The 26,040-nt window shown below is 58.1% G+C and carries 25 protein-coding genes and 1 pseudogene; 17 read left to right on the forward strand and 9 right to left on the reverse strand.

Annotated features, from left to right (window positions below; translation table 11 throughout):
• Positions 1–678 precede the first annotated feature (678 nt).
• The gene (locus CAF65_RS26645; RefSeq protein WP_085718969.1) at positions 679–1,251 is read right to left on the reverse strand and encodes a DUF2214 family protein; all 573 of its coding nucleotides are present in this window, start codon (positions 1,249–1,251) and stop codon (positions 679–681) included.
• A 282-nt stretch (positions 1,252–1,533) separates the two neighbouring features.
• Positions 1,534–1,965, reverse strand: a complete 432-nt coding sequence (locus CAF65_RS26650) for a glycine zipper domain-containing protein (protein WP_085718970.1) — start codon at positions 1,963–1,965, stop codon at positions 1,534–1,536.
• Positions 1,966–2,319: 354 nt separating this feature from the next.
• Here CAF65_RS26650 and gltS point away from each other — a divergent pair, with 354 nt between their 5' ends.
• The 6 genes from gltS (at position 2,320) to CAF65_RS26680 (ending at position 10,066) form a co-directional block, all read left to right on the forward strand.
• The gene (gltS, locus tag CAF65_RS26655) at positions 2,320–3,534 is read left to right on the forward strand and encodes a sodium/glutamate symporter (RefSeq protein ID WP_085718971.1); all 1,215 of its coding nucleotides are present in this window, start codon (positions 2,320–2,322) and stop codon (positions 3,532–3,534) included.
• A gap of 142 nt (positions 3,535–3,676) precedes the next feature.
• Complete coding sequence (locus tag CAF65_RS28930; RefSeq protein ID WP_085718972.1) at positions 3,677–4,018, forward strand: hypothetical protein; 342 nt, start codon at positions 3,677–3,679, stop codon at positions 4,016–4,018.
• A 160-nt stretch (positions 4,019–4,178) separates the two neighbouring features.
• A complete protein-coding gene (locus tag CAF65_RS26665) occupies positions 4,179–5,918 on the forward strand; it encodes a dipeptidase (RefSeq protein ID WP_085718973.1) in 1,740 nt (579 codons plus the stop codon).
• Positions 5,919–6,630: 712 nt separating this feature from the next.
• On the forward strand, positions 6,631–7,278 hold the full coding sequence (locus CAF65_RS26670; protein ID WP_085718974.1) for a hypothetical protein: 648 nt from the start codon (positions 6,631–6,633) through the stop codon (positions 7,276–7,278).
• Positions 7,279–7,385: 107 nt separating this feature from the next.
• On the forward strand, positions 7,386–7,592 hold the full coding sequence (locus CAF65_RS26675; protein ID WP_057396381.1) for a co-regulatory protein PtrA N-terminal domain-containing protein: 207 nt from the start codon (positions 7,386–7,388) through the stop codon (positions 7,590–7,592).
• Positions 7,593–7,939: 347 nt separating this feature from the next.
• Positions 7,940–10,066: a TonB-dependent receptor domain-containing protein gene (locus CAF65_RS26680; protein ID WP_085718975.1), complete on the forward strand. Its 2,127-nt coding sequence runs from the start codon at positions 7,940–7,942 to the stop codon at positions 10,064–10,066.
• Positions 10,067–10,168: 102 nt separating this feature from the next.
• Here CAF65_RS26680 and CAF65_RS26685 read toward each other — a convergent pair whose 3' ends face one another.
• Positions 10,169–10,999: an oxidoreductase gene (locus CAF65_RS26685; RefSeq protein ID WP_085718976.1), complete on the reverse strand. Its 831-nt coding sequence runs from the start codon at positions 10,997–10,999 to the stop codon at positions 10,169–10,171.
• A 130-nt stretch (positions 11,000–11,129) separates the two neighbouring features.
• Here CAF65_RS26685 and CAF65_RS26690 point away from each other — a divergent pair, with 130 nt between their 5' ends.
• The 4 genes from CAF65_RS26690 (at position 11,130) to CAF65_RS26705 (ending at position 16,022) form a co-directional block, all read left to right on the forward strand.
• On the forward strand, positions 11,130–12,032 hold the full coding sequence (locus CAF65_RS26690; RefSeq protein ID WP_085718977.1) for a LysR family transcriptional regulator: 903 nt from the start codon (positions 11,130–11,132) through the stop codon (positions 12,030–12,032).
• A gap of 71 nt (positions 12,033–12,103) precedes the next feature.
• The gene (locus CAF65_RS26695; RefSeq protein ID WP_085718978.1) at positions 12,104–13,381 is read left to right on the forward strand and encodes a flavohemoglobin expression-modulating QEGLA motif protein; all 1,278 of its coding nucleotides are present in this window, start codon (positions 12,104–12,106) and stop codon (positions 13,379–13,381) included.
• A 164-nt stretch (positions 13,382–13,545) separates the two neighbouring features.
• Positions 13,546–15,099 carry a DUF3300 domain-containing protein gene (locus tag CAF65_RS26700; RefSeq protein WP_085718979.1) on the forward strand — a complete coding sequence of 518 codons (1,554 nt, stop codon included), beginning with the start codon at positions 13,546–13,548 and terminating at the stop codon, positions 15,097–15,099.
• A gap of 80 nt (positions 15,100–15,179) precedes the next feature.
• Positions 15,180–16,022, forward strand: a complete 843-nt coding sequence (locus CAF65_RS26705) for a DUF2950 domain-containing protein (RefSeq protein ID WP_085718980.1) — start codon at positions 15,180–15,182, stop codon at positions 16,020–16,022.
• A 14-nt stretch (positions 16,023–16,036) separates the two neighbouring features.
• Here the strand turns inward: CAF65_RS26705 and CAF65_RS26710 are convergent, their stop codons facing one another.
• Positions 16,037–16,537 carry a GNAT family N-acetyltransferase gene (locus tag CAF65_RS26710; RefSeq protein WP_085718981.1) on the reverse strand — a complete coding sequence of 167 codons (501 nt, stop codon included), beginning with the start codon at positions 16,535–16,537 and terminating at the stop codon, positions 16,037–16,039.
• 160 nt (positions 16,538–16,697) lie between these two features.
• Between CAF65_RS26710 and CAF65_RS26715 the strand changes: the two genes are divergently transcribed.
• The 4 genes from CAF65_RS26715 to arsH are packed head-to-tail and all read left to right on the forward strand — an operon-like array spanning position 16,698 to position 19,559.
• Complete coding sequence (locus CAF65_RS26715; RefSeq protein WP_085718982.1) at positions 16,698–17,045, forward strand: metalloregulator ArsR/SmtB family transcription factor; 348 nt, start codon at positions 16,698–16,700, stop codon at positions 17,043–17,045.
• A gap of 23 nt (positions 17,046–17,068) precedes the next feature.
• Positions 17,069–18,352: an arsenic transporter gene (locus tag CAF65_RS26720; protein WP_085718983.1), complete on the forward strand. Its 1,284-nt coding sequence runs from the start codon at positions 17,069–17,071 to the stop codon at positions 18,350–18,352.
• Between the two features lie 29 nt (positions 18,353–18,381).
• Complete coding sequence (locus CAF65_RS26725) at positions 18,382–18,852, forward strand: arsenate reductase ArsC (RefSeq protein ID WP_085718984.1); 471 nt, start codon at positions 18,382–18,384, stop codon at positions 18,850–18,852.
• Positions 18,853–18,863: 11 nt separating this feature from the next.
• A complete protein-coding gene (gene arsH / locus CAF65_RS26730; protein WP_085718985.1) occupies positions 18,864–19,559 on the forward strand; it encodes an arsenical resistance protein ArsH in 696 nt (231 codons plus the stop codon).
• 218 nt (positions 19,560–19,777) lie between these two features.
• Here arsH and merR read toward each other — a convergent pair whose 3' ends face one another.
• Complete coding sequence (gene merR, locus CAF65_RS26735) at positions 19,778–20,176, reverse strand: Hg(II)-responsive transcriptional regulator (protein ID WP_085718986.1); 399 nt, start codon at positions 20,174–20,176, stop codon at positions 19,778–19,780.
• A gap of 148 nt (positions 20,177–20,324) precedes the next feature.
• On the opposite strand from merR, the gene CAF65_RS26740 reads away from it, so the two are divergent.
• Positions 20,325–20,543 (forward strand): GDCCVxC domain-containing (seleno)protein, encoded by a 219-nt coding sequence (locus CAF65_RS26740; protein WP_085718987.1) that lies wholly within the window; start codon positions 20,325–20,327, stop codon positions 20,541–20,543.
• A 247-nt stretch (positions 20,544–20,790) separates the two neighbouring features.
• Here the strand turns inward: CAF65_RS26740 and CAF65_RS26750 are convergent, their stop codons facing one another.
• The 3 genes and pseudogenes from CAF65_RS26750 to CAF65_RS26760 form a co-directional block, all read right to left on the reverse strand.
• Positions 20,791–21,177, reverse strand: coding sequence for a YkvA family protein (locus CAF65_RS26750; RefSeq protein WP_085718989.1), 387 nt, complete (start codon positions 21,175–21,177; stop codon positions 20,791–20,793).
• A gap of 119 nt (positions 21,178–21,296) precedes the next feature.
• Positions 21,297–22,100, reverse strand: coding sequence for an alpha/beta fold hydrolase (locus CAF65_RS26755; RefSeq protein ID WP_085718990.1), 804 nt, complete (start codon positions 22,098–22,100; stop codon positions 21,297–21,299).
• A 217-nt stretch (positions 22,101–22,317) separates the two neighbouring features.
• Positions 22,318–22,491 (reverse strand): annotated as a pseudogene (locus CAF65_RS26760) (IS110 family transposase); the annotation flags it as partial.
• Positions 22,492–22,598: 107 nt separating this feature from the next.
• Between CAF65_RS26760 and CAF65_RS26765 the strand changes: the two are divergent.
• Positions 22,599–23,024: an N-acetyltransferase gene (locus tag CAF65_RS26765; protein WP_085718992.1), complete on the forward strand. Its 426-nt coding sequence runs from the start codon at positions 22,599–22,601 to the stop codon at positions 23,022–23,024.
• Between the two features lie 283 nt (positions 23,025–23,307).
• On the opposite strand, the gene CAF65_RS26770 is transcribed toward CAF65_RS26765, so the two are convergent.
• Entirely contained in the window at positions 23,308–24,273 is a 966-nt protein-coding gene (locus CAF65_RS26770) for a LysR family transcriptional regulator (RefSeq protein WP_085718993.1), read from the reverse strand.
• Positions 24,274–24,580: 307 nt separating this feature from the next.
• On the opposite strand from CAF65_RS26770, the gene argH reads away from it, so the two are divergent.
• A complete protein-coding gene (gene argH / locus CAF65_RS26775) occupies positions 24,581–26,008 on the forward strand; it encodes an argininosuccinate lyase (protein ID WP_085718994.1) in 1,428 nt (475 codons plus the stop codon).
• The last annotated feature ends 32 nt before the right edge of the window (positions 26,009–26,040 follow it).

Genomic DNA, 26,040 nt, shown 5'->3' on the forward strand with positions numbered 1-26,040 from the left:
ACCACCGCCACCGCCACCGCCACCGCCACCATCCTTGGCATAGGCACTCGAGTCATGGGAAACGGAGTCCGGTACCAAAACGATGGAAGCCGAGAGGACGCCGCCGATGGCCAGCGCCAGTAAACCTTTCTTGAAAAGCAGGTAAGCGTTCATCGTGCATTCTCCTGATGATTTGCCGCGAGCAGTGCCAACGCAGTTCACGTTGCAAACCGGGAGCGGCAAGGGAGCAACCCGTCAGACTTACAGTCTCTCTTGAATTTTTTCGCGTGGGATTTTTTCCCACATATTGAAATTAACCTTTTTTTGCTCCGGGTCAACTGGCACAAGTAAAAGCCGACCGACGGTTGGGGACACCATCGAATTATCGGGAGGCGGTCAATGGGTCATGGAAAAAGGACGAGTGGTCGAGAGGCCTCTACCACGGGCGATCACCGAGACATGGCGGCTGTGGCAACACCGGAATTGGGCGGTTGGGACGGACCTGGAACATCCCGGTGCAGTTCTTGCGCAGCCGAAGGTCTTCAAACAGGCCAAGAACTCACCCTCTCCCCCTGCTTCCCGGACGAAGGCATCCTGCGCTTACGCAAATGTCCCGTGACTGCAGCCCGATTCGTTGAAGCTCGCCACAATTCAGCAGACTTCGCACAAGCCAACGAACCGGCTGCACGTCATTGATAACTACCCAGGGACCGAGGTCTCTTGCGCACCAACACTGCCCGCCCTGCTGGCGACTGCAAGTGCCACACAACAAGCCAGCAACGAGAATGCGGCGAATGCACCCATCACATGTTGATAAGGCAACACGTGATTCCAGGCTCGGGCCACCCCCAGGAAAGCGGCGAACAGCCAACCGCTCATGGAAAGCGCGCCCAACAAGGCGAGCCGTGTGCGCCCTGCACTGCGCAGTGCAACGAATGAAGCCTTTTGCAGCAGCGGGAAGCCGACTCGATGCAACAATGCACCGTTCAGGCTAAGCAACGCGACAACAGTTACCTTGGCCCAGAGTTTCTGATTGAGCAAATACGCGTCGCCTTCATTGAGGTACCCCTGGAGCACCAGCAACATTCCGCTTGCCCAAAGGGCCAACAGGGAGAGGCTGACGATCCTCTGAGTTTCATCAATGTACTCAAGCCGCGCCTGGTCCAGTGTTTCCTTGCGCCAACTCCAAAGCTTGTGATCCGCCTGCAACACCCTCCCCAGGGCAATACATGTAGCGAGCAGATGACCGTATACGAGAAGCATTTTGAGCATTGCCTTGACCTTATTATTGTTTGGGCGCTGCGTTCCTTGCTTCGCTGATGTTGAAAACTAATGATACAAATTAGCATTTGCGTTTTCAAGACAAGCTTTCAGCAACTTGTGCTGGACCGACCGCAATGCAGTGGTCTTTACACATGGAGATGGTCATTACTGTGGAAGATGAATTGAATGTAGCCGGGTCGCTGGTCTGCGCTGTTGGCGGCAATCAGGGAGGGCGTTAGCCCGCCCCTTTTTGAAACAACTGTCTCGATAGCTCTATCTCATCACCCGCAATCAGTCGTCATGCTTGTGTTTGTGCTTATACTTATTCTTGTTCTTATGCTTGTAGTCGGAATTGTGGTGGTCGTCGTCATCGGCCATATTGTTGCCGATAGCACCACCTGCCGCGCCGCCCAGTCCGGCGCCGATCAAGCCACCGGTGGAACCGCCGACACTGTTGCCGATGATCTGACCGCCCGCTGCACCGAGACCTCCACCAATAGCTGATTCAGTCTTCTTGCCGCTCTTCGCCGTCATTGCGCCCCCAGCCGCGCCGCCTACACCGGCTCCGATCGCGGCGCCCGTGCTACCTCCCATGGCCTGGCCGACCACGCTTCCAAGGGCGCCGCCGACACCGCCACCGAGAGCCGTGTTAGTGGCTTCGCCGGCAAAGGAGTACTGCGATACAAGAAGACTTAACGCTACGACGGAAAATGATTTACGCATCAAACAGACCTATTAGAAATACACAAGAGAACAAAAATTCTGTTGGTACGAAACCGTCAGGTCAACACATTTCCGGCCGTGCATTGATAACGATCTACTCACTGTAGGAGCGAGCACTAAAGTCAAGCATTTGATTGGCCATCGCCAGCGAGATGGCGGCCTATGCCGACACATTGGGTTTTCCCATTTAGGCTAGGCTGTCCTCACTCCTGGCACACAGACGTAGCTGATAATCGGGTGCCATCTGGAAAATTACGGCTGGCATTTGCTGTATCGACCGATTCATTGATACAGGTCTAAACATTGAATGACCGAATCCTGATAATTACTTTCCAGTTTTTAGGTAGGCCTTAAATGACTTCACAGCTTCTGCAGGTTCATGGCCTCGTGAGTTTTACCCTTGCCATCCTCCTGCTTTTCCTCGGCAAAACCCTCGTCCAGCACAACGCCTTTCTCCGTCAATACTGCATCCCCGAATCGGTCGTCGGTGGCTTTGTCTGTGCGGCGGTTACGTCCTTGCTTTACTTCGGCCTGAATATCCAGCTCGAATTCGATCTGCAAGTTCGCGACACCCTGCTGCTCTATTTCTTTGCCGGCATAGGCTTGAAATCGGACATGCGCCAACTACTCAAGGGTGGGCGCCCGCTGCTGATCCTGCTGCTGCTCGCCGCTGTGTTCATTCTCCTGCAGAACTCGCTGGGCATGGGTGTGGCCGAGGCTTTTGGACTCGATCCCAAGGCCGGCTTGATGGTGGGCTCCATTTCCCTCACGGGCGGAGTGGGCACCACCCTGGCCTGGGCACCGCTTTTCGTCGAAAAACTGGGCATCGGTAACGCGCACGAACTGGGCATCGCCAGTAACACCGTCGGCCTGATTGCCGCGTGCGTCATCGGCGGTCCTATCGCCAACCGACTGATACGTCGCTATCAACTGACGCCGTCCCGGGACGCAGACCTGGAAGTCGGCATTCTCGAGCAGCAACCTAGCAAGCCACTGGACTACTACGACGTGCTCTGGGCCTGGATGTGGCTCAACCTGACCCTGATGCTCGGCTATGGGCTCAACCTGCTGCTGGTCGAAGCCGGCGTTACCTTGCCGAAGTTTGTCAGTTGCCTGTTCGCGGGCATTGTCATTCACCACCTCGTTCTCGCCTTTGTGGGCGATCAACGACTGAAAACCTGGAGCGGTGCCAGCCTGGGCCTGTCACTGATCTCCGATATCTGTCTGGGCATGTTTTTGACCATGGCCCTGATGGGGCTCCAGCTATGGCAACTCAGCGGCGCGTTGATGTTCATTCTGTGTGCATTGACCCTGCAAATTCTGCTGACGGTCCTCTATACGTATTTTGTGGTGTTCCGTTGCATGGGGCGCAATTACGAAGCCAGCGTGATTGCTTCCGGATTCGGCGGGATTGCCCTCGGTTCCACGGCGACGGCCATCGTCAACATGTCGACCGTGACGCAAAAGTACGGTGCGGCCCACCAGGCCTTCCTGATCGTGCCGCTGGTGTGTGGCTTTTTCATTGACCTGGTCAATGCCGTGATCATCAGTATGTTCAGTGGTCTATAGAGCCAATCGGACAGGACCAATGCCAAAAACACATGACTCTTTCGATTGAGGAAAAAACCAGCCGAAGCTGGCTGATGTCCTGACCGGGGCCTAAGCTGAATAGACACAACCCTGAACACGCCTCTTGAACAGGGGAACCGGGATGACAGGACAAACTGCGCGCCGACGCTCGTCATGGATCCTGTTTTCCCTGCTCGCCGCCAATCTGGCGCTGCTGGCCGGATGTTCAGGCAAAGCCAGCACGGCTACGGCTATGGCTACAGATCCAGCTACAGATCCAGCTCCAGTTCTAGTGCCAGCCTCAAACACCGGCTCAGTCTGCTTTGCAAAGGCACTCCCCACCGTCGGCGAGGGTGGCCTCGCCTGGGGTGATACTTTGGACATCGCTCGCCAGAAATCCCTGAGTAATTGCATACGCTATTCCGGCCGATCCGGCGGCACTCCGGATACCTGCAAAGTGGTGTTCTCGGAATGTAAGCATTGATCGAGCGGTTTTTCGTTTCTGCGCCGCTTTTGCATTTCTGTGCGACAGATCCCACTTCAGGGGCTCCCGCTTCACACGCTCGTGGTGTTAGCTTGCAAATGTTTCTGATCAAACGATCAGATATTTCTTACAAACCACCTGCAAAGGAATGCCCCCTGCAATGGATTTTTCACTCAAACACCTGGCTGCGACCACCCTCATGCTTGCCAGCCTTTCTTCATTCACCAGCGCTGCCCAGGCCAACATCACGCCACAACAGAGCGCATTCATCCTGAAGTCCTTCAGTGATGCGTCGGTCAAGGATTTCAGGCAGTTCCTGGAAGGTTTGACCAAGAGCGATATTGCCAAAACCGACGACCTCGGCCCAGCCATCCGTGCGTTCCTCGACGACAAGTCGCTTACCGCTGAGCAGCAAAACCGGATCCATCGTTTGCTTGGCCTCTATGCGCGGGTGAAATACGGCAGAGCGGCCACCGAAACCTTGAAGGAGCTGGTGGCCATACCGACCGTGCGTGTGGACGGCGTTGCCCAGCACGACAACCCCGAATTCATCAGGATTGCCGAGAAGATCAAGGGTCTCGCCCAGGCGTTCAACCTGAATTTTCGCAACATCGACAACCGCGTCTATGAGATCTCCCTCGAAGGCACCGGCGAAGAAGTCGTGGGCATTCACGCCCATGCCGATGTGGTGCCAGTGACGCCAGAGAACTGGGTGTTACAGGACGGCACTCGCCTTGATCCGTTCAAGGTCACCCTGGTCGGCGATCGCATGTATGGCCGCGGCACCGAGGATGACAAGAACGGCATCGTGGTGGCGCTCTACGCCATGAAAATCATCAAGGAAGAGCAGCTGTCGCTGGCCAGAAACTTCAAGCTGCTGGTCGACACCACCGAAGAAACAACGGGCGACGCGATCCCCTACTACTTCGAACGCAACCCGACCCCCAACTACAACCTGGCGCTGGATGGTGGTTACCCGGTGGTGATCGCCGAGAAAGGCTACGGCACCGTCATGGCCAGCTTCGCCAAGCGCAACGCTGAAGGCCAGGGCGCGGAAATCACCGCAATGACCGGCGGTATGGCCACCAACCAGATTCCGTCGACATCGGTCGCGACCCTGGTAAGCGACAAGCCCGCCGAACTGGTCGCCAGTCTGCAAAAGGCCGGTGCCGAGTATGCCAAGCGCAACGGCGGCAACTTCGAGGTCGCTGCCAAGGCCGACGGCAAGGACGTCACACTGACGGTCACCGGCGTGTCCGCGCACTCCTCCGAGCCCGAGTCCGGTATCAACCCGGTGGCCAGGATGCTCGACTTCATCAATAGCCTCGACGGCAAGGTAGCACTCAAGCACAACCAGATCACCGACGCTGCCCGCTACGCCGCCGACAACTGGGGGCTGGATTACCTGGGTGGCAAATTGGGTGTCGGCTTTTCCGATGAGTTCATGGGCCCCCTGACCACGTCCCTGACCTATGTCGGGACGGATGACAAAGCCTTCAAGCTCGCAGTGAACCTGCGCGTGCCGAAGGGAAAATCACCTGAAGCACTCAAATCCGAAATCGCTGCAAAGCTGGACACCTGGAGCAAGAAGACCAGGATCGCACCGACCTTCGACCTGTCGATTGCCGAACCGATGTACCGTAACCCCGAAGGTGAATGGGTCAAGGCCCTGCTCGCGGTGGCCAGCGAAAACCTCGGCATGAAACACAAGTTCGGCACCTCCGCCGGCGCCACGTCGGTGCACGAACTGCCTAATGGCGTGCAATTCGGCCTGGCCATGCCGGACGTCAAATACACCGGTCACAACGACAACGAGTTCAAGACCACCGAGCAGTTCCTGCTGGACTTGCAGGTCGTGACCGAGATGATGGGCCGCATCGGGCAATTGCCGAAACTTTGACCCCCAACGGACCCGCCCTTCCGGTGGGTCCGATTCTTGACCGGTGGCGTGTTTGAGGGTTGTTATAAATACAACTCGAATGTCTGGCCATTGGTCGATTACTGCCGGTCACAATATAAAATCATCCACTGTGGCCATGCCGAAAATGTGCTTTTTCGAGGGAGAAATGGCAGTGCTTTTAACTGGTTGGTTAACCCAACCAAGGGGTTTTTCATGACTGATTTGGTCATACCTCTCCAATTTCCCCCATGGAATCCGGAAAAAAACACGAAAAAATCAGCGGTGCTCTCGACTACCTTCCGACGCGCCGAAAAGCCAGTAACGACGCGGTCTGCGTCGCAAAAAATGGCAATACGCCACCAATCATGAACACTGCCGTTGGTCAGTAAAATTGATCAAAAAATGAACGGAGACGGGTTTTTCCGTTCAGAATACGCAGCAGGTGACACGGGCTCTGACCCTCACCTGACCCCAGAAGCGGAAGTTAAACCTCATATGCACCAAGAGTGCGAATGGGGTTTTTTATTACCTGAAAATGGAAGTATCGAATGAATAATAGTTCATTCGTGAAGCTCACTTTTATCTTGGCTGCGTAACGCCGCAAGATTAATTAATAGTAATGGATGGATCTTGACTTTAGTCAGTAACGGCAAACCCCAATCATGCCGTGCCGAGAGTCATGTTGATTCACTATTAGAACAAAGAGGCAACCATGGATCTTAGTATGTTTTCTTCGTCCACCGTGGAATATGTTCGTTTGGGCGTTGTGTATTTCCACCTTATCGCCTGCTGTGTGGCAATCGGCCTGGTCTTGACCAGTGACGTCGCAATGGTCAAGCAACTCCTGAAGGGAGATGCGTCAGGTCACCATGATGACGCGCACATGGATAGCCTGCAAAAAACCGTAGTACTTGCACTTTGGGCGCTCTGGATTACGGGCATTGGTATTGTCGGGATCGATTATGCCGGCAAGGGGATGGAGTATTTCCTTAATCCAAAACTACAAGCCAAGATCGGGATCGTTGTGCTGTTGACCTTTAATGGTTTCCTGTTGCACAGCGCTGTATTGCCGGCGCTGAAAAAAGCCGGTTCGATACTTAATCTTTCCTTCAGCCTGCGCATGCTGGCACTGTTCTCGGGCTCGCTCTCTGCCGTGTCGTGGTTCTATGCCGCCATGCTCGGTGTTGGTCGTCCGCTGGCCTGGAAGTACTCGCTGGTCGAGTTGCTGGCAGCCTATCCGGCTCTCATCGTTGGTGGATTCGCAGCGATGGTACTGCTCACCGCCTATGCAAAAAACAAAGGCACCGAAGGGCGTCTGGAACAAGACACCTGGACCGCACGAAACGCCGCCCTGGCTTGATGGTGAAGCCAGGTTGAACAGGCAGGTTCTGCTTTAGCCAATACATACCGTTATTCGTTATTTACAAATTCTAGTTATTTACCAACTCTCAACTTGAGGAAACCCAAATGAAATCCATGAAAGTTCTCTTCGTAGCCGCCGCTCTGACCGCTTCTTCCCTGGCCATGGCCACAGGTGGCGGTGATCGCACCTTCACTCGCATGGAGTCGGCCCGGAAAGTCTCGATGGAAGCCTTCCAGGTTGCCCAGAAACAGAAAGCTGAAGCCGCTGTAGCTCAAAGCAAAGCCAAGGTCGCCGATCACAGCAACAGCTGATCCGTGTAGCGCGCCCGAGGCCGTCAGAAATGTGCGGCCTCAAGCCTCAAATGCAGCACCCAAGGTGCTGCTGTGTGGGTTTAACCAGGATTCTGGTTACCAGAATCCAATGAGTGGCATCGCCCCGTTGAATCCACAGTCGTAAGCAGCCTTTCGCGAAGGGCTGCTTCACGTCCCGAATCACCGCAGCAAGAATGCGGCCTCCTCCCTCCCCCCCTTTCATGAATCTGCTGCGTTGTCAGGCCGGCATAGCCCGAAATGATTCCTGCGATTGCCATGTGTTTCCTTCGCCCTTTCTTGCGTCGCACTGTTCATTGCCCGTTGCTGTATGTCTGGAGTCTCCCCCAATGCCCTCGCCTGAATCCTTGCCCGCTGTGTTGCTGGGCCTGGCCCTTGTTTGCCCGGCCATGACCGAGGCTCAGGGCCTGGAACTGGGACAAGTGCTGATCGGGGCTGAGGACCAGAGCGACGAAGACCAGGTGATCGAGGCCGCCAAGGCTCGGCTGGCCCAGGTACCCGGCGGCACCAATATGGTCGACCTGCGCCGTCCGTTGCAGGGACGCGTGGCCAGCAACCAGGATGTGCTGGCTTACCAGCCCGGGATCTATGCCCAGTCGGCGGGCAACGAAGGGGTGAAGATTTCGATTCGCGGCTCGGGCATCAACCGTGCACCGGGTGCCCACGCCTCGGGGCTGTACACCATGCTCGACGGTCTGCCTCTGACCGGCCCTGGCGGCACGCCCTATGAATTGCTGGAACCGCTGTGGCTCGAGCATGTGGAAGTGCTGCGCGGCGCCAACGGTTTCGACCGGGGCGCACTGGCCCTGGGCGGTGCCATCGATTACGTCAGCCACACCGGCTACGACTCACCGTTGTTGCAGGTGCGCTACGCAACGGGCAGCCACGGCTACCTCCAGCGCCAAGTCAGTTCCGGGCAAGTGCTCGGCGACTTCGATTACTACGTGGCCATGACCGAGGCAAACGCCGACGGCTACCAGGACCATACGGCCAGCGAGAGCCAGGGCGTCATCGCCAACTTCGGTTATCGCCTCAATTCCGACCTGGAAACACGCTTCTACCTGCGCCACCGGCAGACCGACAACGAGCTCGCGGGACGCGTGACCAAGCACTCCATCGAGCACGACCCTCGGGCGGCCAACCCTACCTACGTGGCTCGGGACGACCGCCGCGACGAGCCCGGCAGTACGTTTATCGGCAACAAGACCACCTGGTACATCGATGACGACTCGAGCATCCAGACCGGCCTTGTCTACCACGATTATCCCATGGACTTGAGTGAGGGCCCCAACCGCCTGAAGGTGGCGTACACGGATGTCAGCGGCACGTTCGACTACAAGCGTCGCGACACGCTGTGGGGTCTGCAAAGCCAAAGCACGCTGGGCCTGCGCGTAACCAGACACCTGCCCAATGCCGGCGCCAGCGAGTTCGTGCGCATCCCCAGCGCTAACACCGCCGGCTACGCGCCGGGCACGCTGATTCGCAACTTCACCTACCAGGGTTCGGACACGGTCCTGCATGTCGGCAATGACCTGGAGATTGCCGACGACCTGTGGCTGACCACCGGCCTCGCCGCCCTCTACACCCGTCGTGAAAGCGATGTCACCTACCCGCAGGAAGGTGGCAAGACCAGCCTGCACGACTGGGACTACGCCTCGCGCGTGGGCATGCGCTACCAATTGGCACCTGACCTGCAACTGTTCGGCAATCTCAGTCGCTCGGTCGAGGCGCCACACCCGTGGTCGCTGATTTATAGCTCCAACATTCGATTCCCCGCCGGCAGCGGTGTCGCCACCGGGGCCCAGCGCGATCCAGTCAAGCTGCAAAACCAGACCGCCACCACCCTGGAAATCGGTGGCCGTGGTGACAGCACTTTGGGGCAGTGGAGCCTGGCCTGGTACTACGCCCAGGTACGCCATGAATTGCTTTCGGTGTTGCCGGATGCCAGCGCCACCACGCCCTACGAGCTCAACGCCAGCCCCACCGTGCACCAGGGCGTGGAAGCCAGCCTGCTGAGCCCGCTTTGGTCGCCGGATGATGGCGGCCAATTGAGCCTGCGCCAGAGCTATACCTTCAGTGACTTCCACTATCGCGACGATGACCGCTTTGGCGACAACCGCCTGCCGGGCCTGCCGATGCACTATTACCATGGCGAACTGCGCTACGACTGGCCACAAGGCTTCTTCGCCGCATTCAACACGCAATGGGTGTCCACAGTGGCCGTCGATTACGCCAACAGCTACTACACCGATCCCTACGCAATATTCGGCGCGACGCTGGGCTACAACGCGCCCAAGGGCGACTGGCAGACCTGGCTGGACCTGCGCAACCTTACCGACAAGCACTATGCCGCCACCGTCACGCCGGGCTACGACGACAAAGGGCTGGACGCCGCACGATCCACGCCCGGTGAAGGCATGGCGATGTACGTCGGGGTGTCGTGGAGTCTGCTCTGAGGCCGGGTTAACCGGCCGCATGATCGCCGTCATCGCACACGCAAAAACCGGGACCCGCCCGGTCTTTGCGAAACCTGTTGAACCGCACGTTACACCGCCACGTCAGACCTTGAAGTCGGTGGACAGCGCCAGCGCTTTCCATTCGGTCAGTTCCGCTTGCACAAAACGGTTTTTCGCCTCGATTCGTGTCACGGTGTCGCTGCCCAGCGCCAGGCGTTGTGGTGGCTTGGGGGCGTTGACCAGCGCGAGCATCGCTTCGGCAAACTTCACCGGATCACCAGGCTGCGCATGATTGGCGCCTTCGGCAAACTGGCGCATCTTGCCCACGGTTTCCTCGTAGTCCGACAGTTCCAGGGCGGTCTTGATCAGCGACTGCTCGTCCAGGAAGTCGGTACGGAAGAACCCGGGCTCGACAACTGTCGCATGGATGCCCAAGGGTGCCAGTTCCTGATGCAGCGCTTCGGTAATGCCCTCCACCGCAAACTTGGTGGAACCGTAGACACCCCAGCCCATGTAGGCCTGATAGCCGCCGATCGACGAGATGTTGATGACATGACCGCTACGCTGGCGACGCATGTGCGGCAGTACGGCACGGGTGACATTGAGCACACCGAACACGTTGGTGGCGAACAGACGCTCCGTTTCGCTGGCACTGGTTTCTTCCACCGCGCCCAGCACACCGAAACCGGCGTTGTTGATCAGCACGTCAATGCGCCCGAAACGCTTGATACCTTCTGCGACAGCCAGATGCGCTTCTTGCTCTCGAGTGACGTCCAGCCGCACGGCGAGCAGGTTCGGGTGATCACCCAGACGGTCAGTGATGTCTTGTGGATTGCGGGCAGTGGCGATAACCGCGTCGCCGGCACGCAGGGCGTGTTCTGCGATGAGGGTGCCAAAACCACGGGAAGCGCCAGTAATGAACCAGGTACGCATTTCAACTCCTCCTGTCAGCGACCCGTGCGACATTGCCGGGCCTTCTCGATGAGTTGATGCGACTTTAAGCTCGTGTTACTGATGCGATAATCCCAGCAAATTTGCATGACTTAGTGAAAGGCGCTCACAAATGACATCCCCCTCCACCGCCGACCTGTCGATTTTCCTGTGCATCGCCCGGCACCTGAACTTCAGTCGTGCGGCAGTGGAACTCGGCCTCACGCCCTCGGCCCTTAGTCACTCATTGCGCGCCCTGGAGAATCGCCTGGGCGTACGGCTGTTCAACCGCACCACCCGCAGCGTGGCCTTGACTGACGCAGGGGAACGACTTTACGCCCGGCTCACACCGGCCTTTCGTGACATCGACGATGCACTGGAAGACCTCAACAACTTTCGCGACAAGCCCTCAGGCAACCTGCGCATCACCGCAGGTCGACAGGCGTGTGAGTTGGTGCTGCTGCCGATTGTCAGCCAGTTCTTGCAGGCGTACCCGGATATCCACCTGGAGATCGTCGAAAGCGACGCCTTGGTGGACGTGGTCGCCGGCGGCTTTGACGCGGGGGTACGCTTTGGCAACCGTCTGGAAGCCGATATGGTTTCACTGCCCATCGGGACGAACATGCGCTCGGTGGTCGTGGGCTCACCAGTATTCTTCGAACGGCATGTCGCACCACACAAACCCGAGGACTTGCATGGCCTGCCGTGCATCCGCCATCGCTTCCCCAGCGGCGCGATGTACCGATGGGAATTCGAACGCGGCGCGATCACCCAGGAAATCGAAGTCAGCGGTCCGCTCACGCTCGGCGATGTCAGCCTGATGATCGGCCCGGCATTGCAAGGCGTGGGTTTGGCCTATGTGTTCGAGGACATGGTCAGCGGGTATCTGGCTGATGCCCGCTTGACCCAGGTGCTGGCCGATTGGTGCCCCTACTATCCGGGCCTGCACTTGTACTACCCGAGCCGCCGTCATGTGCCCGCAGCGCTCAAGGCATTCATCGACTTTGCTCGCTCGGCCCGCCAGCTCAACACGTAGCCAGCTCAACACGTAACTGCGCGCGACGACTAAGCTTTTGTAACGCCACTTCCTCCCTCAAGGAGATATCCATGAGCGCCGCCGCCCTGTCCGAGCTCGATGCCGCCCTGCCCGGCCTGACCCGCAAGATCCGCGTGCTGGATGCCCTGTCCTGGCCGGATGGGGTCGAGGAAGACTTCCTGGCGAAATGGCGCGGCGGGCGGGCTGCGTTACCCAGAGTCGAGTTGCAGCCCCGCGACCACAGCAACGACATCGCCGCCCTGGAAACCTTTATCCGCCGTTGCGATGTGGGGCATCCGGCCGGGAACTACCTCGCCATGACCGCCCGTAGCTATGCCACGGCCGGACACATGCTGGGGGCCATTGGTACCCCGGCGTTTACCCACTATTCGTCGGCGCTGTACCGGCGCCCGGATTTCTATTACACGCGCTTGCAACTGAGCATGCTCGACGCCGCCAATTTCTTCCTCAAGACCACCGACGCCCTGCTGGGCGGTGCACGGATTCCACCGAGCCCGGCCGAGATCCCGGCCAAGGCGTTCGCCGCCTGGCTTCAACCGGAGCTGGACCATTTCTTCGGTGTCGGGCAGATCACGGTCGTGCTCGATCCGAACCTGGCCGCCAAGGCCATCGCCGGATCGAGCCGCATTCGCCTGCGGGCCAGCGCACTGTTCTCGGAGCTGGACAAGAATCAGCTGCTGCAACACGAGGCCTTCGTGCATGTCGCCACGGCACAAAACGGCGCGCGGCAGCCCAACCTCACAAGCCTGGGCCTGGGAGCGCCCCGCACGACCCAGACCCAGGAAGGCATTGCCACCCTGGCCGAACTGTTCACCGGCAGCATGGACATCAATCGCCTGCGTCGCCTGGCCCTGCGCGTACTTGCCGTCCAGCAGGCGCTGGAGGGCGCCGATTTCATCCAGGTGTTCGAAGGTTTTCTGGCGGCCGGGCAGACACAAGAGGAATCGTTCCGCTCAAGCCAACGAGTGTTCCGTGGTGTCGATCTGCGGGGCGGTTCGGCGTTTACCAAGGACGCCGCTTACCTGACCGGACTGCTCGGTGTCCATACTCTGCTGCGTATTGCAATCCGCGATAACCGGCCGGAACTGATCGGGCATTTGTTTGCAGGGCGCCTGAGCCTGGCCGACACCGTACGTCTGGCGCCACTTTTCGACTCCGGCTGGCTCAAGGCACCGGTCTATCTTCCGGCCTGGGCGTCTGATCTGCGTATCCTGGCCGCCAACCTGGCCTTCTCGGCGTTCATTGCCCAGATCAAGCTGGAGGTGCTGGACCTGAAGGTCTTCATGGCATTTGCCGAAGAACACGAAAGCGATGCCAGCGCATCTTGATCGGGATCAGCGTCACACCCTTTTAAAGACAACCGGGGTTCTTGAAATGAGCTGCTAACATTAGAAAGCGGTATCGAGGCCGAGCTCTGTGGCTTGCAAAGCCGGCTTGCACCTGCCAGGGATGATCCACTCATTTCAAGCCTGCCTGACCACATGGGGGTGCAATGCACATTCCATTGTTTTACGCGTTGTCGGCCGTACTGCTATTGAGCGGATCTTCCTGCCTGGCACTGGGTACGGATGGGACCGCCGCCGCTCCGGCACCGGCACCGGCAAGCACAGCCAATGCGGCGCCCGTCACAGCGGCGGCCAAGGATCCCGTGTTCACCCAGGAACAGCTGGATCAAATGCTGGCGCCCATTGCGCTTTACCCCGACCCCTTGCTGGCACAGGTATTGATGGCCACCACCTACCCCGGGGAAGTCGGTGAGGCGGTAAGCTGGTCCAAAGCGCACCCCGACGCCAAGGGTGACGATGCGGTCAAACAAGTGGCGAGCCAACCCTGGGATCCGAGCGTGCAGGCACTGGTCGCCTTCCCGCAGGTTCTGGCAACGCTGGGTCAGGATCCCGTCTGGGTACAACGTCTGGGTGATGCCTTCCTGGCCCAGCCCGACGATGTCATGAACGGCGTACAACGCTTGCGTCACCAGGCCCAGGCTGCCGGCAACCTGCAGAGCAACCAGTATCAGAACGTGACGATCCAGAATGTCGCGGCGCCGGCCCCGGCAGCCACGACCACAACCCAGTCAGCGGCTCCAGCCCCTGCTCCGGAAGCGGCACCGGCCAGCAGCTCCACCATCATCATCCAGCCCTCCGATCCGCAGGTGGTGTACGTCCCCACCTATAACCCGACAACCACCTACGGCACCTGGGCCTATCCGGCGTCGCCGCCCGTGTACTATCCGCCGCCGCCCGCCTATTACCCCGGTCAGGCCTTGATGGCCGGGCTGGCGTTTGGTACCGGCGTGGCCATCGTCGGGGCATTGTGGGGTGAATGTGACTGGGGCAATAACGACGTCGACATCGACGTCAACCGCTACAACAACATCAACGCCAACAACCGCATCACCAACAACCAGAACAAATGGCAGCACAACCCGGTGCACCGCAATGGCGTGCCCTATCGCGACAACAAGAGCCGCGAACAGTACGGCCGCCAATTGAACGGTGCCAGTCAGCGTGAAGCCTATCGAGGGGACAATGCCCAGCGCGCCCAGGCCCGAGAAAATGCCCGCAATTCAATGGACAGACACGGTATCGAGCGACCTGCCACCAGCAACCTCCAGGCCCGAGATCAAGCGCGCAAACTCCAGTCCGGAACCTCGGGCGGCAATCGCTTACAGGCCGGTGCAGACAGACCGAAGGCGGCTGACAGAGGCCAGGGTGTTGCCAGAAACACCCGGGACAATCAGCAGCCCAGGAACGTGAATCGTCAGGCCGATCAGCAACCCAGGAACCAGAGCGCCCAGCTGAATCAGCGCAAAGAGGGCCTCGCGCAGACGCGTCAAGGAACCAACAAGCGGCCGGCCGCCAGTACCGGCAGTGCCCGCAACAATGCGTTCGCCGGCGCGCGCTCACCGTCCCAGGCCAACCTCCAGGCCAATCGTGGCCGGGCGAGCCAGGCATCCGCCCAGCGCCCCAGTGCCTCACGATCGGCCGGTCACCAGATCAGTCGGCCGTCCAGTCCACCAGCGCGTCAAAGGGGGGGCCGCCGTTGAAAAACCATCCTCGAGTGAAGGGACTCACGGGCTTGCTCCCTCATGTCCTTGCGATAGCTGTCGGCTTGGCGTGGTCGTGTATGGCGACGGCACAGCAAGCCTTTCCAACACCAGAAAAGGCCGCTGAAGCGTTCGTTGAAGCACTAGGTACGGAACACTCCGACCAGGCACGCCTGACCGAGCTGCTGGGCAGTGACTGGCACAATTACATCCCCCGTGAAGGCGTGCAGCGCGAAGATGTGGACGCGTTTTTGCAGCAATACCGCGAGCAACATCACATTGAAAATACCAGTGACCGCAAGGCAGTCCTGGCGGTCGGCAGCAAGAACTGGACACTGCCAATCCCCATGACAAAAGCAGCCGACGGTTGGCGCTTCGACATGAAGGCCGGTAGCGCCGAGATCCGTGCACGTCAAATCGGCCGCAATGAACTCGCCGCGGTGCAGTCGGTGCTGGCCTATCACGACGCCCAGATGGACTATGCGTCGGTCGATCGAGACGGAGATGGCGCCCTCGAGTATGCGCAGAAAATCTTCAGCACCCCCGGCAAGCACGACGGACTCTATTGGGCGGAAGACGATAGCGATCAGATCAGCCCGCTAGGGCCTTCGTTTGGCAAAGCCATTGCCGACGAAGACTGGCATGGTTACCGCTTCCGCATTCTTGATGGCCAGGGGCCTTCGGCACCGGGTGGCGCCTACAGTTATCTCATCGGTGACAAGATGAGCCGGGGCTTTGCACTGATCGCCTGGCCGGCGAAATACAACGACACCGGAGTGATGAGTTTCATGATCAGCCATGACGGCCAGGTGTTCGAGAAAGACCTGGGACCCGGTGGTGAAAAACTGGCGAAAGCGATGAAGCGCTTTGACCCGGATGACAGCTGGAAAGAGGTGGAAGAAGATCAAGCGCAGCAGGAATGACCGGGGGGTCTTATCTAAAGCAACAGGACAAATCGCTCCTCGTTCCCCGTGCTTTCGTTGCAGGAGTGTTGTTCCAGTTGAAATCCACACCGATCGAGGACTTTTCTTGAGCCCAGATTTTCCTTGTAGGCAAAGGCAACCAGTTGCGCGAGTCCCCAGCGTACCTGCGCCTGCTGGATAAGATGCCTCAGCGCCAACGTTGCCAGCCCCTGCCCGCATGCATGTTGAGCGATCCGATAGCCCACTTCAGCAGACCCCTTCGCCAGGTCGATACTTTTCAGATTGGCTCGACCAACGATTGTCTGACTGGAATCGACGATGACAAACGGGTGCCAGGCGCCGAAGGCAAAATCGGATAAATAGCTTTCGATATGGTCGGCGATGCCCCGCAATGAATAAAAAGCAGGGTCGCGCGCATCAATATGGGATTCGAACCATTCACGGTTTTGGACTTCGAATGCCAGCAACACTTCAGCGTCAGTCCTTTTCAGCTCGCGAACGCTAAACGATTCCATTCATCACCTCTCCTTTGTCGTGTGCCGATATGGCGCAAGTTTATCTCATTACTTGAACAGCCTTGCCGAGCCTGACCTTCCCCTTCCAGAGCTCGAATGGCTTGCAGAGAATATATGGATAAACGTATATTCGAATTTCCATATGTGTCGAGCCCCGCAAATGCTCAATCCTGCCGCCGTATTCAAATGTCTGTCCGACGAGACCCGCGCTCGGGCCACTTTGCTCATCGCCCGTGAAGGCGAGTTATGCGTTTGTGAGCTGGTCTGTGCCCTGGACGACAGCCAGCCTAAAATTTCCCGCCATCTTGCACAGCTTCGCGGATGCGGCCTGCTGCTGGACCGCCGCCAGGGGCAGTGGGTGTATTACCGGCTCAATCCTGACCTGCCGGCGTGGGTGCGTGACGTTCTCGAGACAACGTTGCTGGCAAACGCCGATTGGCTTGAAGGCAACAGCACTCGCCTGAACGCGATGGGCGACCGTCCTCTCAACACTTCCGCCTGCTGCTGACCCTTCATTCGTAGAGACTTTACATGTTGACTGCATTTAGCATTTTCCTGCTCACCATGGTGCTGGTCATCTGGCAACCCAAGGGCCTGGGCGTCGGCTGGAGCGCCTCCCTGGGAGCCGTTCTGGCCCTGTTTGCGGGCGTCGTGACGCTGGACGATATTCCAGTGGTGTGGGGCATTGTCTGGAACGCCACCGCGACATTCATCTCGCTCATCATCATCAGCTTGTTGCTCGATGAGGCCGGATTTTTCCAATGGGCCGCGTTGCATGTGGCGCGCTGGGCCAAGGGTGACGGCCGTCGCCTGTTCGTATTCACGATACTGCTGGGGGCCGGCGTATCCGCGCTGTTTGCCAATGACGGTGCAGCGCTGATCCTGACCCCCATCGTTGTTTCAATACTGCTCGCGTTGCGTTTTTCGCCAGCGTCTACCCTGGCGTTCGTCATGGCGGCCGGCTTTATCGCCGACACGGCGAGCTTGCCCCTGGTGGTGTCCAACCTGGTCAACATCGTTTCGGCGGACTACTTCGACCTGGCTTTCAGCGAATACGCCTCGATCATGGTGCCAGTCAATTTCGTTGCCGTGGCGACCACTCTTGCGGTGCTGTACTGGTTTTTCCGGCGTGACATTCCCAGGCACTACTCACTGGAAGACGTGCTGGATCCGCGACGTGCCGTGCGAGACCCCCTGACCTTCCGCGTCGGCTGGATTGTTTTGGTCTTGTTGTTGATCGGGCTGTTTGCGCTGGAACCCTTGGGCATTCCAATCAGCGCCATCGCAGCGGTCTGTGCCGCGATGCTGTTCGCCGTGGCTGCGCGCGGGCATGTCATTTCCACCCGACGAGTGCTGCGTGAAGCGCCCTGGCACGTCGTGATCTTTTCGCTGGGCATGTACCTGGTGGTTTTCGGGCTGAAAAACGCCGGACTGACCACCTCCATGACAATGGCCCTGAACTACATGGCCGAATTCGGCATCTGGGGCGCCGCGTTGGGCACGGGCCTGCTCACGGCTTTGCTGTCATCGGGCATGAACAACATGCCCACGGTGCTGGTGGGCGCCCTGTCGATTCAAGCCAGTGACGCCACGGGTGTGGTACGTGAAGCCATGATCTACGCCAATGTCATCGGCTCTGACCTGGGCCCCAAAATCACCCCCATCGGCAGTCTGGCCACCCTGCTCTGGCTGCATGTTCTGGAGCGCAAGGGTATCCGCATTACCTGGGGTTACTACTTCAGGGTCGGCGTAGTCCTGACGCTGCCGATTCTGCTCATCACCTTGTCTGCCCTGGCCATGCGCCTGAGCGTTTAGCCCCTGAGCCATTGCAAAGAGGAGTCACCATGCGCGTTCTGTTCATGTGTACCGCCAATAGCTGTCGCAGCATCCTGTCCGAAGCCATGTTCAATCATCTCGCCCCGGAAGGTTTTCAGGCGATCAGTGCCGGCAGCTTCCCCAGGGGACAGGTGTTGCCCCGCAGCCTGAGCACGCTGCAAGAGGCCGGCATTGCCATCGACGGCTTGAGCAGCAAAGGCAATGACGCGTTCGAAACCAACCCTCCGGATATCGTCATTACGGTCTGCGACAAGGCCGCCGGCGAGTCGTGTCCCGTGTACTTCGGACCGGCACTGAAAGCACATTGGGGCCTGGAAGACCCATCGGACATAAAGGGCGATGAAGCAACGGTATCGGCGGCGTTCCACGCAACCCTGGCGCACATTGAAACGCGCTGCCGGGCATTCATGAACCTGCCTTTTGCCCAAATTGACCGCGATGCGCTGAAGCGGGAACTCGACCGCATCGGCACGCTGTAACCGGAGCCCCCATGACCCATCCGCTGCCCAATCTCGACACCTCACTGACTCAACCCATCGCCAATGGACGCGACGACCAGCACAAGCCGCGCATCCTGTTGCTATACGGCTCCACTCGTGCACGGTCGTTCAGTCGCCTGTTGGTCGAAGAAGCCGCCCGGTTGCTCGAACACTTCGGCGCCGAGACGCGGATCTTCAATCCTTCAGGCCTGCCACTACCGGACGACGCGCCCACCGATCACCCGAAAGTCCAGGAACTGCTCGAACTGATGCAGTGGTCTGAAGGACAGGTCTGGTGCTCGCCAGAACGCCACGGATCCATGTCCGCCGTATTCAAGGCACAAATAGACTGGGTACCGTTGGCGTTGGGGGCCATTCGTCCAACCCAGGGAAAAACCCTCGCGGTCATGCAAGTCTGCGGCGGTTCCCAGTCCTTTAATGTGGTGAATCAACTGCGTGTGCTGGGGCGCTGGATGCGCATGTTCACAATCCCCAATCAATCATCCGTGCCAAAGGCTTTTCTGGAGTTTGACGATGCCAACCGCATGAAGCCATCGTCGCTGTACGACAGGGTGGTGGACGTTATGGAGGAACTGGTGAAATTTACCCTGCTGCTACGGGATCGCCCCGATCTGGTTGACCGCTACTCGGAAAGAAAAGAGTCAGCGCAGGAACTGACTCTGCGCGTGAATCAACGGTCGATCTGAATGTAGAGATCTTCCCCTTGGCTCGATAGCCGAAAAAGTCGCAAACCCCAACGCTTCAGGGCTTGCGACTCTTTGCCGATATGTCCCTCAGACTCCCGGGACGTTTTCCACGGGTATGCCTGCCGTGCTCATTGCACCGGGTGCAGGCCTGGTTCTCTACGATTACAGGGTACGGGGTGCTGGCCTGACGCCTGTGCATGATGCCCGGCAACCGGGCATCACTCCCTATTCAGCACATCGATGATCGGGCAAACGGCCCCGCCGTCGCCTTCATCGCATTTCTGCACCAGTTCGCCCAGCACCTGCCGAATGGCGGCAAGGTCGGCCATCTTTTGCTCGATCATGCCCAGCTTGCGCACGGCCAGTGCCCGAGTCTCGCTACAGGTGCAGGCCGCATCAAGTGTCAGCAGCATGCCCACCTCATCCAGCGTGAATCCCAGTGCCTGCGCCCTCTTGATGAAGCGCAATCGTTTGACCTGCTCCGGTAGATAGTGCCGATAACCACTGAGCGGCTTTGGTGGTTCATCCAGCAAGCCGCGTCGCTGGTAATAACGAATGGTCTCGATGTTCACCCCGGCAGCTTCCGCCAGCTTGCCGATACTCAGCCCTGTCGCCATCACGCGCCCCTTGATTCTGTACCCGGGTACGGAGTGTAGAGTGACTCTAGGTTAGATCGATTCAATGGAGAAGACGATGGCTCAGGCTCCAGCAGAAAACCGTCAGGCTCGACATTCAGAACCCCAACCATGCACAAGTGAGGCAAGCATGAGCGCCGTCATCCTCGAGTCCGTGTTGACCTGCCCGCATTGCGGTTTCGCCAAGCAGGAGGCCATGCCCACGGACGCGTGCCAGTTCTTCTATGAGTGTGGCAGTTGCAAAACCCTGCTACGCCCGAACCCCGGTGACTGCTGCGTGTTCTGTTCGTTTGGCACGGTGAAATGCCCGCCGATTCAGGAGCAGCGCGGATGCTGTGGTACGGGTTGACCCATGTTTATTCGGTTTATCAGACGCCCCTGACGCGCCTCAAACCGCGATTATGGGAGGTTAGTGTCATGTGGAATTACGCTCTGATGCTCGTGGTGGTCTACCTGATCATCACCCTCAGCATCGGCTGGCTGTATACCATTGCTCTCCTGCATTGGCTTTGATTCGATGGATAAAGTGTTGCTGCAACCATTCACGGAACTGGACGACAGCTTCACTCCCCCCATTTCTATCGATTCTTTGTCAATCACCCCCACGCTCGCCACGCACCAATCGCGGCAATGAACCACGTCAGTACGATGAACACCGCAGCAAGCTTGTTCACAGGGCGCTGCAAGTCTCTAGCCTCCCACTCCGCCGCTTTGAGCTGACACTCCTGCAGCACTGCTGTTGGCATCAGCCGGATAGCAGCCAGAATGCCAAGCGGCAAAATAATCACGTCATCCACGTATCCAAGCACGGGAATAAAATCGGGAATAAGGTCGATTGGGCTCAGCGCATAGGCCACGACAAAAACCGAGATCCACTTGGGTAGCCAGGGTGTTTGCGGATGCTGATAACAAAACCACAGAACCATGGTTTGCCGTTTCAGCTTTCGGGCCCAGCTTCGCAGGCAATAAAGAAGGCGGTTCATTTCGTTGTCATCAGAATGTGAGGGATGCGATCACCAGCGTAGCGCCATTGGAAAGAGGGTGCGATGGGTTGGTTGCAGCCCTTGGTGACAGGCAGCCATTGCCCAGAATCAGTCACTCATCAATGGCTGATCCGAAGGAGTCGACCGACTGCATCCAGAACGACATCGGGGGTCTCTCGATGGGGGACATGATGACAATTTTCCAGTATCAGGTATTCCCCGGGCACCGTCGCAAGTCTGGCGATACGCATGGGGTGCAGAACGGATCCGTACTCGTCTTGCTCTCCATGAAGTGCAAGCAGCGGGCAGTGAATAGCGTCAATGGCGTCTTCAATCGTCCAGCCGCTGAATGCCTCCGACAGCCAGGTATCCGTCCAGGCAGACAGCACCCACTGCGCTTTATCGCCATGATATTTCTCAAGACGCGCCATTTGCCCTGGCACCTCAAACTGTGCCTTGGCATCCCGAATGCCGCGCAGCGTCTGCTCTTCAACGAAGGCTTGTGCTGAAACGGTGATCAATGCAACGCAGCTCTGCGGGTACAAGGAGGCGCAGTTCGTTGCCATCGCGCCGCCAACACTATGGCCAAAGGCGACAAACCGATCGAATTGGAATTCGGCCCTTATGAATGCGAAGAAACGCTCGGCTTCGTCGCGAATGAAATGCATGGGCAAGTTCCCCGGGTACGGATCCGACTGCCCGAAGCCGAGTCGGTCGTAGGCAATCACCTCGCGCTTTGTGGCCTGACAGAGTCGCTCAGGGAAATCTCGCCACAATTCGACGCATCCCAGGGAATCATGAAAAAGAATGATCGGCGGTTCTACCTGACTGTATTCCACACCCGCCGGAAACCAGCGTCGGGTAAACAGTCGCCCATGGGGCGTATCGATCCATAGCGTTTCGGCACAGACAAACGATGACATTGGAATCCTCGACTGATCATTCAGGCGGATAAGAGTAAACGAAGTGTTGCGGTCGTGAGGACAGCGACCAACACGACCGGAAAAATCGGCAACAGGCTATCGATCATGATTTCGCCCATAGATAAGCGGCGACAAGCCCATGGCCCAGCTCTCGTCACATATGAAGAACAGAGACGGCAGTGTTTTTTTCAATGGCAAATGCTGGAGTTAAGGTGCCAGCGCCACAACTTTCCATGCCGATCTCACAGCCGGGCTCGATCTTCTCCAGCACCGTTTGCAGCCAGCGATCGCGAGGTAAACGCTGCCGCCAGACTGGCTGCTCATGACGATCCACGCCGTGAATCTGAAACACGTTCTTGGCCAGGTCGACCCCAATGCGCATAAGCTTCATGTGTGGACTCCTTCTCACGGTAGGTTGATGCATTTACTGATTCACCATGGGGTGACAGAAATGGGCTACCTTGTTGTACCGGTTACTCACAGCTCAGGGAGAGCGCCATGTCTGTAGAAATCCATCTTTCGGAAAATGCGACTGAAGAAGAGCGGTCAGGAATTCTGACCCCGTTGCTGGCCCATAACCTGGCCAACGGTGGGGACGATGCCCATGAAACATTTGCCCTGTTGCTACGAGATCCTGACAGCAACGAAGTCATTGGCGGGCTGTACGGCAAGGTCTCTTATCGATGGCTACTCATCGATCTTGTCAGCGTTCCCGAGTCGATGCGTGGCCAGGGTATCGGAGAACGGCTAATGCGCATGGCCGAAGAAGTCGCGCAGAAAAAACACTGCATTGGTATCTGGCTGGAGACCTTCAGCTTTCAGGCACCCGGGTTTTACCAAAGACTTGGTTACTCCGAATTCGGACGCCTGGCAGATTATCCACCGGGGCATACCCGGTTCTATTTCCAGAAGTCGTTGTGCTGACAGCGTTTTGGGTATTGGCCCGATAGCTGCGCCGTAGCAGGCAGCTATCGGCCCAGAGTGTGTAAATACGCTCTGAACTCATTGTCTTGGTCATCGACGTTCTTTCTCTGAGCGATTATCGCGCTCTTCACTGCACGGCATTGGGAACACTACAACCAGTATTGAGCCGACGTTTCGAAAAAAGGTTTCGCGTTGCTGTAAATACTGAAGCTTTAAGCCTGGTCCAATCATCCCCCCCATTGGCCGCCAGTGTTCGTTAGTTAGTGTTCAACGCGGTAATCAATCAAGCTGAGGCTTTTAAATCCACGCCCAGTGCCTGGGTAAATGCCTTCACCAACGGGCTGCGTACAGTGTTATGGCGCAGGATCAGACTGAACGGCGTGACGATGTTGATCAGGTCCGGGCACACCGCGCGAAACTCTCCCCGCGCCACCATCGGCGCGGCGTAATGCTGGGGCAGGAAACCCACGAAACGACCAGTCTTGATCAGCAGCGCAACGGCCTCCACCTGGGTTGCCGAGGCGGAAAAGCTGTCGTAGCGGGCAAAGTTGAGCTTATCCCGGTGGATCGCGTAGCGATGGTTGATGCACTCGTAATCCTTGAGCACATTGCCAGCCATTTCAGCGTCTGCCATGGAGAACAGGGGGTGGCCGACCGCGCAATAAACCTCCGAGCGTTCTTCGTATAGCGCGTAGTAATCGAACTCTTCGCGTTTTTGATAAACCGGCACAATTCCCGCGACTAACCGCCCCTCTACAACACCCCTTTCCACCTCATCAAGTTGCGTTGCCTGAAGTTGAAATCGAACCTTGGGCGACTGTTCGTTAATTTTTCTAAGCGCGGCAACTAACGGTGAATTGGCGTCAGAGATGGTGTTATCAATAACCCCCACACCAAGATCACCGATAAGTTCGTTTTGCGCTGAACTAAGGCGATCGCGGAAGTTGTCAACCGAGGCAAATAAGTCTATCGACGCCTGATACACCAGACGCCCTTCTTCCGTCAGATGAAAACCCTCTCGCCCACGCGTGCAAAGGCGCATGCCGATACGGATTTCCAGGTCGGAAATCTGTTTGCTGATGGCTGCCAGCCCCACGTTCAGCTCATTTTGCGCAGCACTGAAGCCTCCAGCCTCGACCACGGCCTTGAACACTTTGAGCAGTTTGAAGTCCAGCCCACTAAGGGCCAACGGTGCCCGTTGCAGCGTTTTCGGCGGCGGGTTTCCGGAATTGGAAAGTGGGGTTTCCATAATGCTTATTTACCTCTTGCGCCGTATTCAACAACCTGTGTCCAACAACAAAAACATAGCTGGCCTAATAATAATGAACACAGAAAACCAGACTTGGCAACCGCCAAAAAATCCCGAACATCAGTGCCAACTCACTGATCTCAAAACATTAAAAGCTGACACTTCGATCAGCTCTCGACTTTTTGCAACTGCCCTCTTGAAAACTGCTCTGGCCTGATTCCGTCCGCTGCTATTGGCTCAATAGCGCAGCGGCGATTACGGCCCGGCACTCCGATTTCAGTTCGCGTTACCGACGAGGAAAACAACAATGTCTCAAACCACCGACCGTCTCTGGGGTGCTCGCTTCAAAAGCGGTCCGTCCGAAGCCTTGGCCGCCCTGTCCCGTTGCCCTGAGCGCTACTTCCGCCTGACCCCGTACGACCTCGCCGGTTCCAAGGCCCACGCCCGGGAGTTGCAGCGCGCCGGTCTTTTGAGCGGGCAAGAAACCCAGACCATGCTCGACGCCCTGGAACGTATCGGCGCTGATTTCCGCGCTGGCAGCATCGCCCCGACCCTGGACGACGAAGACGTCCACACCTTCATCGAGCGTCTGCTGACCGAACGCCTTGGCACCCTCGGTGGCAAGCTGCGCGCCGGGCGTTCGCGCAACGACCAGACGGCCAACGATCTGCGTCTGTTCTTGCGTGACCACGTGCGCACCCTGACCGTTGAAGTGCTGGCCTTGCAGCAGGCGCTGGTAGATCAGGCAGAGCAACATATCGAGAGCATCTGCCCCGGTTTCACCCACCTGCAGCAGGCACAACCGATCGTGTTTGCTCATCACCTGCTGGCCCACGCCCAGTCGATGCTGCGCGACGTGCAGCGTCTGGTGGACTGGGACGCGCGTGCTTCACTGTCGCCACTCGGTGCGGCGGCCATGGCGGGCTCGGCCATCGCCCGCCTGCCACAGCAATCGGCAAAAGAAATGGGCTACAGCGGCGTTTGCGAAAACTCCATCGACGCCGTCGCCAGCCGCGATCATGTCGCCGAGTTCCTGTTCATTGCCAGCATGCTCGGCATCAACATTTCGCGTCTCGCCGAAGAGTTTTGCCTGTGGTCGTCACGGCAATTCCGCTGGGTCGCGCTGGACGATGCCTATGCCACCGGCAGTTCGATCATGCCGCAGAAGAAAAACCCGGACATCGCCGAACTGGCACGGGGCAAGGCCGGGCGCCTGATCGGTAACCTGACTGGTCTGCTGTCCACCCTCAAATCCTTGCCACTGTCCTACAACCGCGACTTGAGCGAAGACAAGAACGGCGTGCTCGACAGCGTCGACACCCTGCTGCTGGTGCTGCCGGCCATGGCTGGAATGGTCGCGACCATGAAGGTCAACGTCGAAGAGCTGCGTCGTCAGGCACCACTGGGGTTCACCCTCGCTACCGAAGTCGCAGACTGGCTTGCCGTACGCGGCGTGCCGTTCAAGGAAGCCCACGAAATCACCGGTGCACTGGTACAGGCCTGCGAGAAACACGATATCGAATTGTGGGAAGCGTCACCGGCGCTGTTGGCCGAGGTGGACCCACGCCTGACTCCCGAGGTCCGCGACAGCCTGACCCTGGAAGCCGCCATCGCTGCGCGCAGTGGCTGGGGCGGCACCGCGCCGCAACAGGTGCGCGAGCAGATCGGCCGGTTGAAAACCGCCCTCGCCGCCCAGCAAGCATGGACCGAAAACTATCAGGGCTTCCGTCTCTGAGCCAAAACACAAAACTCCTACAAGGGATAAGT

It is taken from the genome of Pseudomonas sp. B28(2017) (genome assembly GCF_002113025.1).
GTDB lineage: Bacteria > Pseudomonadota > Gammaproteobacteria > Pseudomonadales > Pseudomonadaceae > Aquipseudomonas.

Coding starts and splice junctions, on each gene's coding strand:
- CAF65_RS26770 (WP_085718993.1), bottom strand. CDS start 24,273: ATGGAAACCCCACTTTCCAATTCCGGAAACCCGCCGCCGAAAACGCTG.
- CAF65_RS26715 (WP_085718982.1), top strand. CDS start 16,698: ATGCTCAATCCTGCCGCCGTATTCAAATGTCTGTCCGACGAGACCCGC.
- CAF65_RS26670 (WP_085718974.1), top strand. CDS start 6,631: ATGGATCTTAGTATGTTTTCTTCGTCCACCGTGGAATATGTTCGTTTG.
- gltS (WP_085718971.1), top strand. CDS start 2,320: ATGACTTCACAGCTTCTGCAGGTTCATGGCCTCGTGAGTTTTACCCTT.
- merR (WP_085718986.1), bottom strand. CDS start 20,176: ATGGCGACAGGGCTGAGTATCGGCAAGCTGGCGGAAGCTGCCGGGGTG.
- CAF65_RS26725 (WP_085718984.1), top strand. CDS start 18,382: ATGCGCGTTCTGTTCATGTGTACCGCCAATAGCTGTCGCAGCATCCTG.
- CAF65_RS26690 (WP_085718977.1), top strand. CDS start 11,130: ATGACATCCCCCTCCACCGCCGACCTGTCGATTTTCCTGTGCATCGCC.
- CAF65_RS26665 (WP_085718973.1), top strand. CDS start 4,179: ATGGATTTTTCACTCAAACACCTGGCTGCGACCACCCTCATGCTTGCC.
- CAF65_RS26680 (WP_085718975.1), top strand. CDS start 7,940: ATGCCCTCGCCTGAATCCTTGCCCGCTGTGTTGCTGGGCCTGGCCCTT.
- CAF65_RS26695 (WP_085718978.1), top strand. CDS start 12,104: ATGAGCGCCGCCGCCCTGTCCGAGCTCGATGCCGCCCTGCCCGGCCTG.
- arsH (WP_085718985.1), top strand. CDS start 18,864: ATGACCCATCCGCTGCCCAATCTCGACACCTCACTGACTCAACCCATC.
- CAF65_RS28930 (WP_085718972.1), top strand. CDS start 3,677: ATGACAGGACAAACTGCGCGCCGACGCTCGTCATGGATCCTGTTTTCC.
- CAF65_RS26740 (WP_085718987.1), top strand. CDS start 20,325: ATGAGCGCCGTCATCCTCGAGTCCGTGTTGACCTGCCCGCATTGCGGT.
- CAF65_RS26765 (WP_085718992.1), top strand. CDS start 22,599: ATGTCTGTAGAAATCCATCTTTCGGAAAATGCGACTGAAGAAGAGCGG.
- CAF65_RS26645 (WP_085718969.1), bottom strand. CDS start 1,251: ATGCTCAAAATGCTTCTCGTATACGGTCATCTGCTCGCTACATGTATT.
- CAF65_RS26675 (WP_057396381.1), top strand. CDS start 7,386: ATGAAATCCATGAAAGTTCTCTTCGTAGCCGCCGCTCTGACCGCTTCT.
- argH (WP_085718994.1), top strand. CDS start 24,581: ATGTCTCAAACCACCGACCGTCTCTGGGGTGCTCGCTTCAAAAGCGGT.
- CAF65_RS26755 (WP_085718990.1), bottom strand. CDS start 22,100: ATGTCATCGTTTGTCTGTGCCGAAACGCTATGGATCGATACGCCCCAT.
- CAF65_RS26705 (WP_085718980.1), top strand. CDS start 15,180: ATGGCGACGGCACAGCAAGCCTTTCCAACACCAGAAAAGGCCGCTGAA.
- CAF65_RS26685 (WP_085718976.1), bottom strand. CDS start 10,999: ATGCGTACCTGGTTCATTACTGGCGCTTCCCGTGGTTTTGGCACCCTC.
- CAF65_RS26700 (WP_085718979.1), top strand. CDS start 13,546: ATGCACATTCCATTGTTTTACGCGTTGTCGGCCGTACTGCTATTGAGC.
- CAF65_RS26720 (WP_085718983.1), top strand. CDS start 17,069: ATGTTGACTGCATTTAGCATTTTCCTGCTCACCATGGTGCTGGTCATC.
- CAF65_RS26710 (WP_085718981.1), bottom strand. CDS start 16,537: ATGGAATCGTTTAGCGTTCGCGAGCTGAAAAGGACTGACGCTGAAGTG.
- CAF65_RS26650 (WP_085718970.1), bottom strand. CDS start 1,965: ATGCGTAAATCATTTTCCGTCGTAGCGTTAAGTCTTCTTGTATCGCAG.
- CAF65_RS26750 (WP_085718989.1), bottom strand. CDS start 21,177: ATGAACCGCCTTCTTTATTGCCTGCGAAGCTGGGCCCGAAAGCTGAAA.